Below are 14,626 nucleotides of genomic sequence, written 5' to 3' on the forward strand. Positions count from 1 at the left end.
AGCGTTTGGGTGGTCGCTTCCTCGTCGTCTCTGCTGGCTTCCACGAGAAGAACCGACAGTTGACGGGACGATCGCTCCACGATCTCTCACTGTTCCCGGAGCGTCCAGGACGACGCGGCGACGCCGGTGTCGGACGACCGAAATGAGACCCCGTACACCGCCGTTGAGGGTTGCTCCAAAAATTTGAACATCTTCCGAACGACCGGATGAACAACTTACCTTGCACATTATAGCCTCTTGTGTCGTTCGTAGCTTCGGAGCAAGTGTGTGTCCCAAGCGCAGCTCTTTCACATTGAGAAGCACGCCGGATACCCCAATTCCGACGGCGAGCGAGATCGAAAATGGGTTTTAGATTCAACGACTTGCCAGATCCAGGCGCGTCGGCTTTCCGCCGGACGGTTCTGAGTTCTGGAATTCGGCCATTTTCAATCGTACCAGGAGCGCTCGAGCGGCGAGGAGCCGGGTCGGTGCGGCGCCGACACGTCGGCAGGCGCGAGCCGCGCACCGGATGCGAGCCCGTTATCGCCCGCGCGGGCTCACTCCGAACGCGTACCACCAACCCGTCACCGCCGACTTCTCGTAGAGCATCGTCCGCGGCTGGCCGCGGAACGTGTAGGAGACGGTGCCCCGGTCGCCCGACAGGATCTGCCGGAACGCCGCCCGCATCTTCTCGTCGCCGAGAGCCATTGGATCGGTGAAGATCATCGACGGGTCGGAATGGATCGCGCCCCGCGGTCCGGCGTCGATCGCGAAGAACACCTCGCCCGGCGCCAGGCCCCCCATCTCGCGGCGGACGGTCTCGCCGAGCTTGTCGAGATAGACGGAGGCCCCGAGCGCCCCGACGACCCTGTCGCTTGCGCCGCGTATCGGGACGGCCACGATCGCCGTGTTACGGCTCGTCGACTTGCTGACGACCAGATCGCCCAGCACGGACTTGCCCGCGAGCAGCCGGGGAAAGTAGGCGCGATCGGAGATGTTGCCCTCGGCACGGCCGAGCGGGGCGGTCCAGTACTCGCCGTCCGGGAGGGCGAACCAGAGGACGGCCGGGACGACCATCTTCCCCGCTTCGGTGAGCGGGGCGCGGATCCGCTCCCAGTCGGCGGCGCGGGCGCGGTCGGTCGCGGCGAGGAGCCGCAGGACGTCGGAGATCTTCTGCAGGTGCCCGTCGGCGAGCGCCATGAAGGAATGCAGCGCCACGTCGCCGCCGACGGTGAAGGGCGCGGGGGCGGGCTCCCCGGACCGGGAAGGGGAGCCGACCGCCGGGGGAACGCCGCAGACGGCGGCGAGAAGAACGATGGTCGCGAACCGGAAAATCCTGCGCATGTCGACCTCCCTGACGCCCGGAAGCGTACCGCGGCGGACCGGCGGGGAGAAGGTGAGTATGGATCAGCCCGGCCCGGGGCGCGCTCGCTCGGCGGCTGTCGGACCGAAGCGGGCGGAACGTGAAACCGGCGATGCGGCGCGCCGACCCTACTTCGGCGAGGAGAGATAGTCGCGCACGCAGCGCTTGACGGCCGGAGAGAAGTCGCCGGCGAGGACCCAGTCGAAGAATCCCGGGTCCTCGGCGCGGACCTGGTCGAAAGACTTTCCGTGATGCTTCTTGCCGAAGTTGACGTAGACCACGCCCTCGCGGGCGACGAGCTTTCCCTCCGGGTCGACCCGGCGGCCGCGGGGAGGCGGGTAGCGGGCCGCCACGGCCTCGGGAGTCCGGGGCATCTGCGGGTACCGTCCGAGCTGGCCCGCGATGACGAGCGCCGTCGCTTCCGCGTCCGCGAGCGCGCTGTGGGCGTTCTCGTGCGCGTGGCCGACGTAGAGGCGCATGGCGTCGGCGAGCGTCCGCGACTCTTCCTTGTGGAAGACGAGCTGCGCGTCGATGATCGAGACGCCCTTCACGTCGAGGTCGATTCCGGCGCGGGCGAGCTCGATCTGGAGGATCGGCAGGTCGAATCCCTCGATGTTGTAGCCGGCGAGGTCGCAGCCGGAGAGGAAATCGACGATCTCGCGTGCGATCGCAGAGAAGGGGGCGAGCCCCGCGACGTCGGCGTCGGAGATGCCGTGGATCCGCGTCGACTCGGGAGGGATCGGGACGGTCGGGTGGATGCGCCGGTGGAGGACGTCGCGCCGGCCGTCCGGGTGGATCTTCACGAACGCGACTTCGACGATGCGGTCGCGCGCCGGGTACGTTCCGGTCGTCTCGGTGTCGAGGACGACGAGGGGGCGGGTCAGCGTCAGCAATTCGTGCAGCACCCGGGCATTCTACGGCGGGGAGTGCGAGGACCGCGCCGCCCGAGCCAAACGCATCTCTTCCTGAATCAAATGCATCTGTTAGCCGCGGGGATCCCTGCCTAGAGTGTCTTCAGGACGGCCGCATGAAATCGATTCTCATCGTAGAAGACGACACCGACGTCCGGGAAGGGCTGCAGAACCTCCTCACCGCGGCGGGCATTCCGCACGACGCGGCGAGCGACGGCTGCGAAGCTCTCGAGAAGCTCATGGAGGGGCCCAGCCCGGGAGCCGTCGTGCTCGACCTGATGATGCCCGTGATGGACGGTTTCCGCTTCCTCACCGCCCGCAAACTCGACCGGCGCATCGCGGCAATCCCGGTCATCGTCCTGACCGCCGTGCCTGACGTCCTCTTCGACCGGGCGGATTTGAACGTCCACGAGATCATTCCCAAGCCCTGCGATCCGGAACGTCTGGTCGAAACCCTCCGGCGGTACGCCGAGAATTCCTCGAACTGATTCGCGAAGCGATCCGTCGCGGCGCCGAGTCGGGGGCCGGCTAACGGAGCGGCTTCACCTCCGCCGGAGCGGGACGGCGCGCCGGCAGGACGCGTGCGCGCCGCGAGCCGGCGGAAGTCCACCCGAAGACGAGCGCCGAGGCGTCGACCGAGCCGAGGCCGGTCGCGAGGTCGTACCCGGTTCCGGCGGAGAACCCGGAGACGCCCGGGACGCTGTTGTTTCCCGACACGACGTCGTGGAACGCGCGGCCCGTCGCGCCCGTGAACTGGGCGGACGCCATCCGGTAGAAGACGGGATTCGCGTTTCCCTGGGGAGCCCCCTGCTGCGACTGGACGACCAGAGCCATGAGGCCCGCAAACGCGACCGTCGAGGCCGAGGTGCCGTTGACGACGTAGACCGTCCCGTCGTTCGGATCGTATTTCTGGAAGACGACGTAGCCGTCGTGAGCGCCCGCGTTCAGCGACACGTCGGGCGTGTCGCGGCGCCCGTCGTCCGGCACGCCCGGAGCGCGCTGCCAAGAGGGTTTCGCGTGGATCGCGCTCGGCCCGCCTCCCGTCGCGAGGAGGCCCGACCCGCCGGGGACCGCGGCGCTCTCGTTCCAGACGATTTCGGGGACGTACGACATCAGCGACTCGTGCGTGGACGGGTCCTCGGCGGCCGACCACCAGCGCGCTGCGTCTGCGGTGTCGTCGAGCTGCGTTCCGCCGACGCAGACGTTGAAGGCAGTCGAGCACAGGCCCGAGACGGCGCGGACCGTGCCCCGGCTCGCCGTCGCGTCGTCGCATCCCGCGGCGCCGCTGTCGCCGGAGGGGACGAAGACGGTGATCCCCTCGGCCGCCGCCTGCTGCCAGAGACCTTCGTAGAAGTCGTTGCCCGAGTCGAGGTCGCGCTCGCACAAGCCGAAGCTCGACGAGAGGATCGGCGCGACGTCGTGGTCGACCGCGTACTGGGCCGAAAGGTCGGCGGCGTCGGACGCCGACGTCGATTTCGAGATGACGAACTTGATCGTCGCGCGCGGGGCCACGGCGCCCGCCCATTCCACGTCGAGGTCGGCCTCGCTTTCCTCGAGCTGCCCGTCGTTGGATCCGTTGTCGCCGAGGTTGCCCGGGTCCGCGCCGTTGTGGACGAAGACCGGGTCGTTGGCGGGCAGACCGAAGAACGACCGGAAGCTCTGGACGTCGGAGAGCCGGATGTCGGTGCGCCCGACGACCGCGATCGAGACGCCGGTCCCGTCGATGCCGTTGCGGTAGAGCGGCGCGACGTTGTAGAGCACCGCGAAATCCGCCGGACCGAGGCCGTGGTCGCCTCCCTGGAAGTTCACCGCGGGGAGCCGCGCCGCGGCGCGGCGGGCGAGTCGCGCGTGCCGGCGCGGAAAGTCGTTGAGAGTGAGGACTCCGCGCACGACGGCCGCGAGGGCGCGCGGGATCGTCGGAGGAGCGACGTTCGCGTGCCGGAGGCGCCCGCCGGCCTCGAACTCGTGGATCGGCGATCCGAACGCCTCCTCCACCTGCCCAGCCGTGCCGCTGAAATGAATCCACTGGCGGCCCGCCGCGATCTCGTCGACGGCGAATCCGTGCGCCTGAAGCCAGTCGAGAACGGCGCCGATCGCCTCGTCGGAGGCGCCGAATCGCTTTCCGAACTCCTCCGGCGTCAGCCAGCGGTGATAGTCGGGCGACGCGGGATCCTGCTGTGCCTCGAGAAGCCGCTCGAGATCGCCCGCCGCCTCGCGGCGAGGAAGAAGGGCGAGCGTGATCCGCTCGAGCGGGAGATCGGCGGGAGCCGGCCCGAGGTCCGGGTGGAGACGGGCGGCCTCCGGGACGGTCCCGGCGGCCACGCGGTCGCCTTCGTCGATCGTGATGCGCGCCGCCGCCGCGGTGCCGGCCACGAGCGAAACGAGGAGCGCGAAAAGGAGGTTCCGTCTGAAAAGTGCCATTCGGCGCGAGGGCTGCGAATAGCGTGCCCGATCCGCGCTCCGTCGGGCTCCAGCTTCCGGAGTTCCGCCCCAAACGTGCGGCTTGCCGTCAGATCGGGCGTTGCCATGAGGCCGGGATACCGAAGGAGCCATGCGAGCCGTTATACGGTCGCTTCGCTACGGGCGTTTCAACGATTCACGGGCCCTTCGCGTTATGTCGCCGAAAAGGCCGAGCCCTGTGTCAGTTTCCGACAAAGTCGAAGCGCGGCCAGAGTCGTTGGAAGACGGGGCCGGGGAAGCCGCCTGCGGGCGAGGCGTACTGAGAACGTACGTTGAGACCGCGGGCGGCTTCCCCGGCCTCGTATAACCGCTATGGTTCGCGCTGAACGATCTCGTAGACGACTTCGATCTGGACGCGCTCCGTCAGCTCCCCCGATTCGATCGGCGGCGCCGCCGAGTCCATCGCCATCCGGGCGACCATCGGGCGCGGAACCGGGCCGCTTCCCCCCTCCGAGATCGAGACGACCGGTCCGACGGAGACGCCGCTCGCCCGGGCGAGCGCCTCGGCACGCGCGCGGGCGTCGGCGACCGCGGCTTCTCTCGCCTTCGCGCGAAGCGGGGCGGGGTTCTCGATCGTGAACGAGATGCCGGAGACCGCGTTGGCGCCGGCGCCGATCGCCGCGTCGAGGACCTCGCTCGCGCGGGAGAGGTCCCGGATCGTCAGCTGAACCGTGTTTCGGACGCGGTAGTTGCCGGCCGGGCGGCCGCCGGCCTCCGGCTCGGCGCGCGGAGGCGGGTTCTGCTCGAAATCGATCGAGAAGTCCGTCGTCCGGATGTCCTTGCCGGCGACGCCGGAACGCTTGACCGCGTCGAGCACCGCCCGCATGCGCGCGTTGGCGTCGGCGACGGCCGGGCCGACCTTCCGGGCGACCGCCTCGGCGCCGAGCGTCGTGACGGCGACGTCCGGTGCGCCGCTCGCTTCCCCTTCGCCGGAGACGGTGATCGTCCGAAGGCGTCCCGCCGGGCGGTCGGGGGAATCCGCGGCCGGCGAAGGCGCCGCCGCCGCGGCGGCAGCCAGCAGAAGAATCGCGGAGAAACCGGCCGGGCGTCTCATGGTCCGCTGATGGTCAGCGTATACGCGTTGACGAGGAACTTCGCCATCTGGCTGCGCACGACGATCCCGGCGGGACCGTAGTTGCCGTTGGTGAATCCGTCGACGATGTTCTTGGACCAGATGTAATACACGTGCTTGCAGATCGGACTCGAGTCGGAGACGTCGGGGAACGCGTTCGGCTGCCCATCGGTGCAATTATACGAGCGCCCGTTGCCGGGATCGGGCGCGCTCCCGGGGACGCTCGCGTCGCCGCCGGCGAGATCGCGCGCGATGAAGGTCGCCATCGTGCCGCGGGTGATGCCCCCCGCGGGACAGAAGGTGGAGACGAACTGGGTCCCGTCCGTGCACCCGAACGACAGGCCTTGCGCGGCCACCCAGTGGATGCTCCGGCAGAACACGGTGCCGACCGCGACGTCGGAGAACAGCGAGTTTCCGCCCGAAGCGCAGTTGTAGGAACCGCGCCCGGGGACCGTGCCCGACACCGGAATCGCGGCGTCGCTGCCGAGGTGGGCGCGCGCGATGAAGGTCGCCATCTGGTCCCGCCGCGTCTTCCCCGCGGGAGAAAAGAGGCCCGGCGACGTTCCCGTCGTGATGCCGGCGTGGAAGATGGTCTCGACGTACGAATAGAACCCGTTCGTCGGCGCCACGTCGCCGAAGCTCTTCCCCACGTGGAGCGTCCACGTGTGAGACTGGCCGCTCGAGAGGGTCTCGGTGACGGTCGCGTCCCAGTGAGCCGCCGGACGGGTCGCGGCCGTCAGGCCGAGCGTGTAGCAGTCGGCGCCGCAGGAATTGGCGGCGCCGGCGGCGAGGGCGCCGTACGACGCGGCGGCCTTCGAGATCGCGTACGACACGGTCCCGTTCGTCGGGCCGGAGAAGTTCGCCAGGGCCCCGGAGACGGCCGACGCCGTCGTCGAGCCGACGTTCTTCCAGGACGGGGCGAACGGCACGGACGTCTCGCCCGGCTCGAGGACGCCGTTGGGCTCCGCGCCGGACGGAGGATAGGGCGAGCGGCCCTCCACCGATTCGAGCTGCGCCGCGAGGTTCGTGACAGGGATGCCGTAGGCCTTGTCCTTGAAGCAGCCGTTCGCGTCGGTGACCCGGATCGTGAAGCTCGCGTCCTGCGCGGTCGTCGGGGTTCCGGCGATCGTGCCCGTCGAGCTGCCGATCCCCAGGCCGGCCGGAAGGGTCCCCAGGACGACGGCGAAGGAGAACGGCGCCGTGCCGGTCGAGCTGCCGATCGTCTGCGAATAGGGGACCGAGACCGCTCCGCCGGGGAGAGTCGACGGCGTCGGCGTGGGCAGCGGACGAACCGTGACCGTCGCGGTGGGGGAGTTCGTCGAGGAGCAGCCGTTGGATGCGACGGTCAGCGTGTATGTCGTCGTGGAGGAGGGGTTCGCGTTGGGCGCACAGCTCGCGGCATTGTCGAGGCCGGTCGTCGGGAGCCAGGAGCAGCTCGTCCCGCCGGAGCCGGAAAGCGCGGTCGAGGTACCGGCGCAAATGGTCGCCGATCCGGACGCGACCGCGGTCGGCTTGGCCTTGACGGTGACCGTGACGGTCGGGGCGTTGGTCGAGGAGCAGGACCCGGCGCCGGAGACGGTGAGCGTATACGTCGTCGTCGAAGACGGCGATGAATGCGGGGAGCAGCTCGACGCGTTGTCGAGGCCGGTCGAGGGGCTCCACGAGCAGCTCGTCCCGCCCGAACCGGAGAGCGTCGCCGAGGCGCCGGTGCAGATCGTCGCCGATCCGGAAGCTGTCGCAGTGAGTTTCGGAGTGACCGTGACGAGAACCGGAGTCGAGTTCGCAATACAGCCGTTGCTGTCGGTGGTCTGAACCGAGTAGCTTCCGGAGGTCGTCACGGTGATGTTCTGCGTCGTCTGGCCGCCGGGCGACCAGAGATACGAAGCCGCGCCGGCGGCAGCCTCGAGCGTCACGCTGCCACCTTCGCAAAACGTGGTGGGGCCGCTGGCGTTGACGAGGACGATGACGGTAACCACCGTGGTCAGCGGCGCCGGGGCTCTGGCCGAACACCCGTCGAGGGTGACAGTCACCAAGTTCGAGTCGGAGCCGCCGCTTATCGCCTTGACGATCGATTGTGTGGTTTCTCCGCCCGGCGACCACAGATACGAGCCCCCCGACGGGCTCGCCGTCAGCGTCACGCTCGGGTGGCATCCCGCTTGGAGAATGGTCGATCCGTCCGCCGCGACGGTCGCAACCAGATTCGATGAGACCGGCGCGCATGTCGAGTCCGCGGACATCGGCGTCAACGCCGTCCCGGGACAGTCGTTCGTCGCGGTGACGGAGTAGGTATACACCGCGCCCGGCGACGCCGTCGTGTCGAGGTACTCCGTCGTTCCCGCGGAGAGGCCCGAGGCGAGGACCGTTTTTCCCGCCGTGCACGAGCCGTCGGTGAATCGGTTGACGGAGAACGTCCCGCCGGTCGCGTTCGTTCCCCACGCCGGAAGCGACCATGTGACGGTATTTCCCGAAGGACCGCACACGACTCCGTACCCGCTTCCGCCGGGCCAGAAGGGCGGCGAGCAGTTGACGAGGGTCGTGGTCGCGACGTCCTCGAGGCGTCCGTCGGGATGACCGGGGTAGAGATTGCGGGAATCCGTCCAGAGCGCGTGGACCTGCCGGTCGTTGGCCGAGATTCCCGAGTAGTCGCCGTACTGGTTGGGATTGAAGCTCGTGTTGTCCGTCGAGTTCTCGTCGCAGTAGGACACGTGATTGACGAAATTCGACCCGCCGTCGGTGAGCAGGACGTTGGCCTCGACCGATGCGCCTCCGTCGGACGAACGGCCGTAGAAGAACTGGGTCTTCCGGTTGTTGACGGAATCGTTGCGGGTGTCGTACCAGGAGAGGTTGACGGTTCCGTCGGACGCGTCGACGGCGAGCCAGGGGAAGAACTGCGTCGAAGATCCGCCGTCGTCGTTGACGAGGACGCCGGGATCGCTCGTCCAGGTCGTTCCGCCGTTGCTCGAGCTCTTCAGATAAACGTCGAGATTGTTTCCCGAGGTCGTCCCGACCGGAAAGTCCGCATAGGTCACGTAGAGACGTCCGAGGAACGCCGACGCGGCATTGCGGTCGACGTCGAGCGACGGAAAGGCGTTGACGCCCCGTTGATTCTGCGCCGGGGGCGTGTTGTTCGATCCGAAGGAGAAGAGGCGATGCGTGGCGACGGTCGCCGCGGAGCTCCAGGTCGCGCCTCCGTTGACCGACTTCGCGAAGACCGTCGTCTCCGAGCTCTGCGCGTTGCCGCGGAAACCGAGGCGGTTCCACACGGCATACACGGTCCCGTCGGCTCCCACCTTGACGTCGGCCCCGATGCAGATGTTGGTGTCGAGGACGACGGTCGTCCAGGAGCCGGTCGCGCCCGTGTCCGAGTAGGCGATCCGCTCGGCGTTGTTCTCGTCCCAGATCACATAGATCCGCCCGTCATGCGCGCCGCCGCTGCGGTCGATCGCGACGAATTCCTTGTCTTCGAAAAGCGAGGAGTTCGACAGGTTGTCGACGATCACGCCGAGGGGCGACCAGGAAAGCCCGCTGTCGGTCGACTTCGCGATCGCGATCGCGCTCCCGTCGGCGGTTCCCGTGCTGTTCTGGTCGATGAGCAGATAGACGGCGTAGGCGTTGCCGGAGGAGTCCCAGTCGAGCGCCGGATCGCTGCCGAAGAACGCCGCGGCGCCGCTGATCGAGCCGGTCGCGTCGGAGGGCCACGGAGCGCAGTTGTAATGCCAGCTCACGCCGCCGTCGTTGGAGCCGAAGAGCGCCATCGTGCCGAACGTCTTCCCCGCGTTCGGCGCCGGCGCCTGGCACGCCGCGGCCGGGTCCTGGTAGAAAGTGTTCGCGTGTCCGACGATACGGAGCGGGTCATCCGGATTCACGGAGATCGCGGTCTCGCCCTGATAGCCGGGCACTCCGCCGCTGCCGATCGGCGGGAGGACGGTCGGCGGAGCGATGTTCGTTCCGACGGTCGCCGACATCGGAGCGAGAGCGGCATCGGTTTCTCCCTCCGTCGCCGTCGCGGACGCCGTGGTCGGCGCGACCCCTGCCTGGAGAGCGAGCCATTCCCGGTGCAGGCACACGTCGTAGGGGGACTCCTCGATCATGTCGCGGCGGGCGCGCCGGCGCTTTTCGTGGAGGACATGCGGGTCGATCGCGAGACCCTTCAGATACGCGACGACGGGGGCGGGGAACGCCGGGCAGCCGGCCGGGGCGGCCGGACTCGCCGATGCGGAGCGCGGGCCGGCCGCAAAGAGGTATCCGGCGACGAGCGTCGCCTCGAAGAACGCGCCATATTTTCTGTTCAAGATCGGGCTTGCCTTCTCCGGACAGTCGGGTATTCAGTGGCGGGGAGATTGTCGGCTACCCGTTCGCCGGAAGTCAAACGTCGCGGGGCCTGAGTCGTTCGAGCGATTCGGAAGATCGGCCGGATCGGCCTCAGAGGTCGAAACGCTTGCGGCCGGCCATCCAGACGAGGACGTCGCGCTCGGCCAGGATGACGCGGGGGTCGCCGGGCTGGCGGTGCGGGCGGATCTCGCCGTTTTCCACGGCGGCCTGGAGCGCGTCCGGGTCGATCCCGTGCCGCTTCGCGATCTCCTCGAGCGGCGCGAGCTGCGTCCGGATCGTCGCGTCGTCGTCGCTCATGGGGCCATTCTCTCACGGGGGGCGCCCCCGACGATGCGCCGGACCGTGTCGATCGAGACGTTGCGTCCCGTCAGCACGACGGCGACCGGCGACGCGAGACGTCCCGTCTTCCCGGTGAGGAGCGCCGCGACCGCGACGGCCGCGGAGGGCTCGACCAGGTAGCCGTGACGGTCGATCATCCATCGAACCGCGTCTTCGATCTCGGACTCCGACAGGAGAGCGACGCGGTCGACGCGGGAGCGAAGCACCTCGAACGGAAGGCGCCCGATCCCTCCCTCGATCCCGCCGGCGGAAGTCTCGACCGGCGGGAGCCTCGTCACCGCCTCGCCTCGCTCGAGCGAGAGCGCGAGCCCGGGCGAGCCCTCGTGCTGGCACGCGACGACGACCGCCGCGGAATCGCGTTCGCGCGCGAAGAACGAGAGGCCGGCCGCGAGGCCGCCTCCCCCCACCGGCAGGACGAACGCGCCCGTGTCGGGAGCGTCCTCGAGGATCTCGGCGGCGATCGTGCCGCCGTTGGCCGCCATGACGTCGACGTCGTCGAACGCCGACAGGAACTTCTTCCCTTCCTCGGCGGCGATCCCGAGCGCCCAGTCTTCGGTCTCGTCGTAGCCGGTAAATTCGGAGACGCGCACGTCCGCGCCGCGATCGCGGATCCCGCGGAGCTTCGCCGTGTCGACCGAGCGCGGGACGCAGACGGTCGCGGGGACGGCCGCCTGGCGCGCCGCCTCGGCGACCGCCTTTCCGTGATTGCCCGCCGAGCACGTCACGACGCCGCGCCGGCGATCCGCCGCGGAGAGCCGGGCGATCTGGAAGATCGCGCCGCGGATCTTGAAGGAGCCGGTTTTCTGCAGGAACTCGAGCTTCAGGCGGACGGGAACACCGGCGGCCTCGGAGAGCTCGGGGGATTCCTCGAGGCCGGTCCGGAGAACGCGGCCGCGGAGAGCCTCCGCGGCCGCGTCGATCAGCGGAAGGGAAAGGCCGGCTACGGCTTCTGCCCGGCGGGCGCCGGCGGGGGCGGCGTCGGGTCCGGCTGAGGGTTGTGGACCGGGGGAAGCGAACGAAGGTATGCGTAGACCGCCTTGAGGTCCGCGTCCGTGAGGTTCACGTACACGTTCCACGGCATCGGCGGCAGGATCGGCCGCGACACGCCCATGTGCTTGCCCGTCCGGATCGCCTTGACGAACGTTTCCTCAGACCAGCTCCCGATCCCCGTGTTCTCGTCCGGCGTCAGGTTCTTCGCGTAGCTGATTCCCCACGGGCCGGCCCATGCGGTGAACTGGTCGGTCGTATGCGCAATCCAGGGGCCGGACGCCGGCGGCGCCGAGAGTTCTTTGCCGACGTAGCCGATCAGCATCTTCGTCATGTCGATCTCCGGTCCGTTCGGCCCCATCTTCTTGGGCGTGTGGCAGTCGTTGCACGCCAGAACCGACACGAGGTATTTCCCGCGCGCGATGGCGGCGGAGCCGGAGCGTGCGGTCTTCATCGCCGCGGCCTTCGGCGCGGCTTTTGGCGACGCGGCGATGAGAGCCGCGGCGCCGGCGGCGAGACCCGCCGCGAGGAGAATGGGTTTCCAGTTCTTCATTTTTCCTCCGTTCGTGTTGGCGGGGGATTCTCTCATCGTCGGGTCGGCGGCGCAATGGAATCCGCGCGCCGCGTGATTTGCGGCGTTCGGCGCATTCGGTCACGCCGCCCCTGCCGGCGCGGGTTCGCGAGTCCTCGACGCGAGCTATTTCGCGGGCGTTGCCGGCGCCGCTCCGCGGTAGACCTTCCCGTCCTTCATCACGAAGACGACGCGGCGCAGAGCCTCGATCTCGGCGGACGGATCGCCGTCGACCGCGATCACGTCGGCGCGATAGCCGGGCGCGATCGTCCCGATCTCCTTCCCGAGCCCGAGGGAGTCGGCGGAGTCGCGCGTCGCGGTCGCGATCGCGTGGAGCGGCGGCTCGCCGGCCTCCCGGACCCTGCAGATCAGGTCCTCCACGTTCCGGCCATGAGCGCCGGCGACCGCGTCGGTGCCGTAGGCCATCTTGAGCCCCGGCACCGAAAACGCGAGCTTCAGCGCCGCGACCGCCAGCGGCACGGCCTTCTCCATCGCCGCGAAGCCCGCCTCGGTGTAGTTCTCGATGCCGAGGTACTTCGCCTTGTTCTCGAGGTAGTTCCGGAAGATGAGATTGCACTGCGGGTCGAAGATCGTCCCGCGCGACGCCATGAGGGCGAGCACTTCGCGGGTGGCGAAGATGCCGTGCTCGATCTGCGTGCATCCCGCCGTCGCCGCGCGCCGCATGCTCTCGGCGCTGTGCGCGTGGACGAGCGTGCGGAGCCCGAGCGACTTCGCCTCGCCGCAGGCGGCGTCGAGCTGCTCCCGGGAGAGCGTCGGCTCCCCGCCGTCGCGAATGCTCTTCGACGCGAAGATCTTGATCAGGTCGGCGCCTTGCGCCTTTCGTTCCCTCACGACCTCGCGCATCTTCTCCGGCGGTCCGGTCGTCTCGTCGAGCGGCTCGAGCGACGTCAGGATCCGGGGACCGGGAATCACCCCGCGGGCGACGGCGTCCCGGAGATCCGCGTCCTCGGGAGCGCCGACGCTCTGGATCGTCGTGAACCCGCCCGAGAGCGTCGCCCAGGCGTTCCCGGCCGCGGCAAGCGCGGACTGCGCCGGCGTGTCCCCGTCCTTCTCCGTGTGCAGTCGCCCCTGCCGGTTGAAGTACCAGCCGATGTGCGTGTGGACGTCGATCAGCCCGGGAAGCACGGTCGCGCGCGAGAGGTCCACGACCGCCGCGCCGCGCGCATGCGCCGAGACCGCCGCAAACGGGCCGACCTCGCGGATTCGGCCGTCCTCGACGAGGACGCCCTGGTCGGCGAGGACCTTGCCCGCGGCGACGTCGACGAGGCGGCCGGCCTTCAGGAGGACGGGAGATGGCGCGGCCCCCGCGATGCCGGCGAGGAACAGGACGGAGACGAGCGGGCGGACGAATCTCATCGGGACTCCTTCGGAAATACCCGATTGTCGTCCGCGCGCCGCGGATTTTCAACGCCGAGGCGGCGTCGTCGCGGCAGCCGCGACCCTCTTCAGATCCCTCACGAAGCGCTTGCGCTCCTCCCGGCGCGCCTTCTCGTCGGGCGCCCGAAGGATCGAGGACGGATGCACGGTCGCGATCACGCGTCCGAACTCCGGAGAATCGACGATCTTCCCGCGCTCCCGGGTGACGCGGAAGGCGGGGCCCAGCAGCGCCTGCGCCGCGGTCGCGCCGAGTACTACGACGACGGAGGGGCGCACGACCGCAATCTCCGCCGCGAGCCACGGCTTGCACGCGGCGATCTCTCTCGCGTTCGGTTTCTTGTGGATGCGGCGCTTGCCGCGGGGCTCCCACTTGAAGTGCTTGACGGCGTTGGTGACGTACGCGGCTCGGCGGTCGATTCCCGCCTCCTCCATTGCTTCGTCGAGGAGGCGCCCGGACGGGCCGACGAAAGGCCGTCCCGCCAGATCCTCCTGGTCGCCGGGCTGCTCGCCGACGAAGAGGACCCGTGCGCCGCGCGCGCCCTCGCCGAAGACGGTCTGGGTTCCCCTCTTCCAGAGATCGCACGCGCGGCACTTCGCTGCGGCGGCGCGCAGGCTCGCGAGCGTGGGACGCGCGGGAACGAGCGGCGAAGCGGTCTCGGCGGGAGCGGGCATGTCAACGATCGCAGCAAGAGGGCTGCCACCGTGTCGTTCCGCGTGGCCGTGCCGTCACCCGCTCGGCGTTCCTCGAGCGAACGTCTCGGGCTTTCGTTTTCCGGGAATGGGTGCCTGTGGGGGCGAAGGGCCTCGGCGTTGCGTCATGAGCGGTCTTTCTCGGGGGAAGCAATGAAGCGGCACGCGGGGCCCGTCGCGGCGCGACGAAGTCTCGCGCAAACGCTGCGCGAGACGACTTGCGCCGCGGGAGCGGGAGCGTCGGCGAGGGGGTGGCGGGTTCGCGGTCGAGTCGCTCGTTCGACGAGCCGCGAAAGCGTCACGCGCTCCCGTTCCCCGAGTTTGTGTCCCGCCCCGGGAATAGCGGCGGCGGCGCGCCGGCAGCTTGCGGACGAGGGCAAGACGCGTCGCGGGAGCAGATGCTGTTTGCATCGGGCCCGCGACGCAACTCCGCCATTGTTCGCAATGTGCTGGCGCCCTTCGGGTTCGGGCGGCGCGGGGCAATCTGCGGCGCCGCCGCGACTCGACGATGGCAACGCATCGCC

The 14,626-nt window shown here is 69.3% G+C and carries 11 protein-coding genes; 1 reads left to right on the forward strand and 10 read right to left on the reverse strand.

What is annotated here, in order from left to right:
- Positions 1–519: 519 nt before the first annotated feature.
- Positions 520–1,323: a hypothetical protein gene (locus VKH46_02980; GenBank protein HKB69778.1), complete on the reverse strand. Its 804-nt coding sequence runs from the start codon at positions 1,321–1,323 to the stop codon at positions 520–522.
- A gap of 147 nt (positions 1,324–1,470) precedes the next feature.
- On the reverse strand, positions 1,471–2,247 hold the full coding sequence (locus tag VKH46_02985) for a 3'-5' exonuclease (GenBank protein HKB69779.1): 777 nt from the start codon (positions 2,245–2,247) through the stop codon (positions 1,471–1,473).
- 122 nt (positions 2,248–2,369) lie between these two features.
- On the opposite strand from VKH46_02985, the gene VKH46_02990 reads away from it, so the two are divergent.
- Complete coding sequence (locus VKH46_02990) at positions 2,370–2,741, forward strand: response regulator (protein ID HKB69780.1); 372 nt, start codon at positions 2,370–2,372, stop codon at positions 2,739–2,741.
- A gap of 40 nt (positions 2,742–2,781) precedes the next feature.
- Here VKH46_02990 and VKH46_02995 read toward each other — a convergent pair whose 3' ends face one another.
- From VKH46_02995 to VKH46_03030, 8 genes are all read right to left on the reverse strand, one after another.
- The gene (locus tag VKH46_02995; protein HKB69781.1) at positions 2,782–4,674 is read right to left on the reverse strand and encodes a S53 family peptidase; all 1,893 of its coding nucleotides are present in this window, start codon (positions 4,672–4,674) and stop codon (positions 2,782–2,784) included.
- Between the two features lie 349 nt (positions 4,675–5,023).
- Positions 5,024–5,767, reverse strand: a complete 744-nt coding sequence (locus VKH46_03000) for an SIMPL domain-containing protein (protein ID HKB69782.1) — start codon at positions 5,765–5,767, stop codon at positions 5,024–5,026.
- A complete protein-coding gene (locus VKH46_03005; protein ID HKB69783.1) occupies positions 5,764–10,077 on the reverse strand; it encodes an S-layer homology domain-containing protein in 4,314 nt (1,437 codons plus the stop codon). Before VKH46_03005 ends, VKH46_03000 begins: the two co-directional genes overlap by 4 nt.
- Positions 10,078–10,207: 130 nt before the next feature.
- Complete coding sequence (locus VKH46_03010; protein HKB69784.1) at positions 10,208–10,414, reverse strand: hypothetical protein; 207 nt, start codon at positions 10,412–10,414, stop codon at positions 10,208–10,210.
- Positions 10,411–11,481, reverse strand: a complete 1,071-nt coding sequence (locus VKH46_03015; protein ID HKB69785.1) for a pyridoxal-phosphate dependent enzyme — start codon at positions 11,479–11,481, stop codon at positions 10,411–10,413. Before VKH46_03015 ends, VKH46_03010 begins: the two co-directional genes overlap by 4 nt.
- Positions 11,397–11,996 carry a c-type cytochrome gene (locus VKH46_03020; GenBank protein HKB69786.1) on the reverse strand — a complete coding sequence of 200 codons (600 nt, stop codon included), beginning with the start codon at positions 11,994–11,996 and terminating at the stop codon, positions 11,397–11,399. Before VKH46_03020 ends, VKH46_03015 begins: the two co-directional genes overlap by 85 nt.
- 144 nt (positions 11,997–12,140) lie before the next feature.
- Positions 12,141–13,391: an amidohydrolase family protein gene (locus tag VKH46_03025; GenBank protein HKB69787.1), complete on the reverse strand. Its 1,251-nt coding sequence runs from the start codon at positions 13,389–13,391 to the stop codon at positions 12,141–12,143.
- A gap of 48 nt (positions 13,392–13,439) precedes the next feature.
- Positions 13,440–14,084: a UdgX family uracil-DNA binding protein gene (locus VKH46_03030; protein HKB69788.1), complete on the reverse strand. Its 645-nt coding sequence runs from the start codon at positions 14,082–14,084 to the stop codon at positions 13,440–13,442.
- Positions 14,085–14,626 lie beyond the last annotated feature (542 nt).

This window comes from Thermoanaerobaculia bacterium, from assembly GCA_035260525.1.
Classification (GTDB): Bacteria; Acidobacteriota; Thermoanaerobaculia; order UBA5066; family DATFVB01; genus DATFVB01.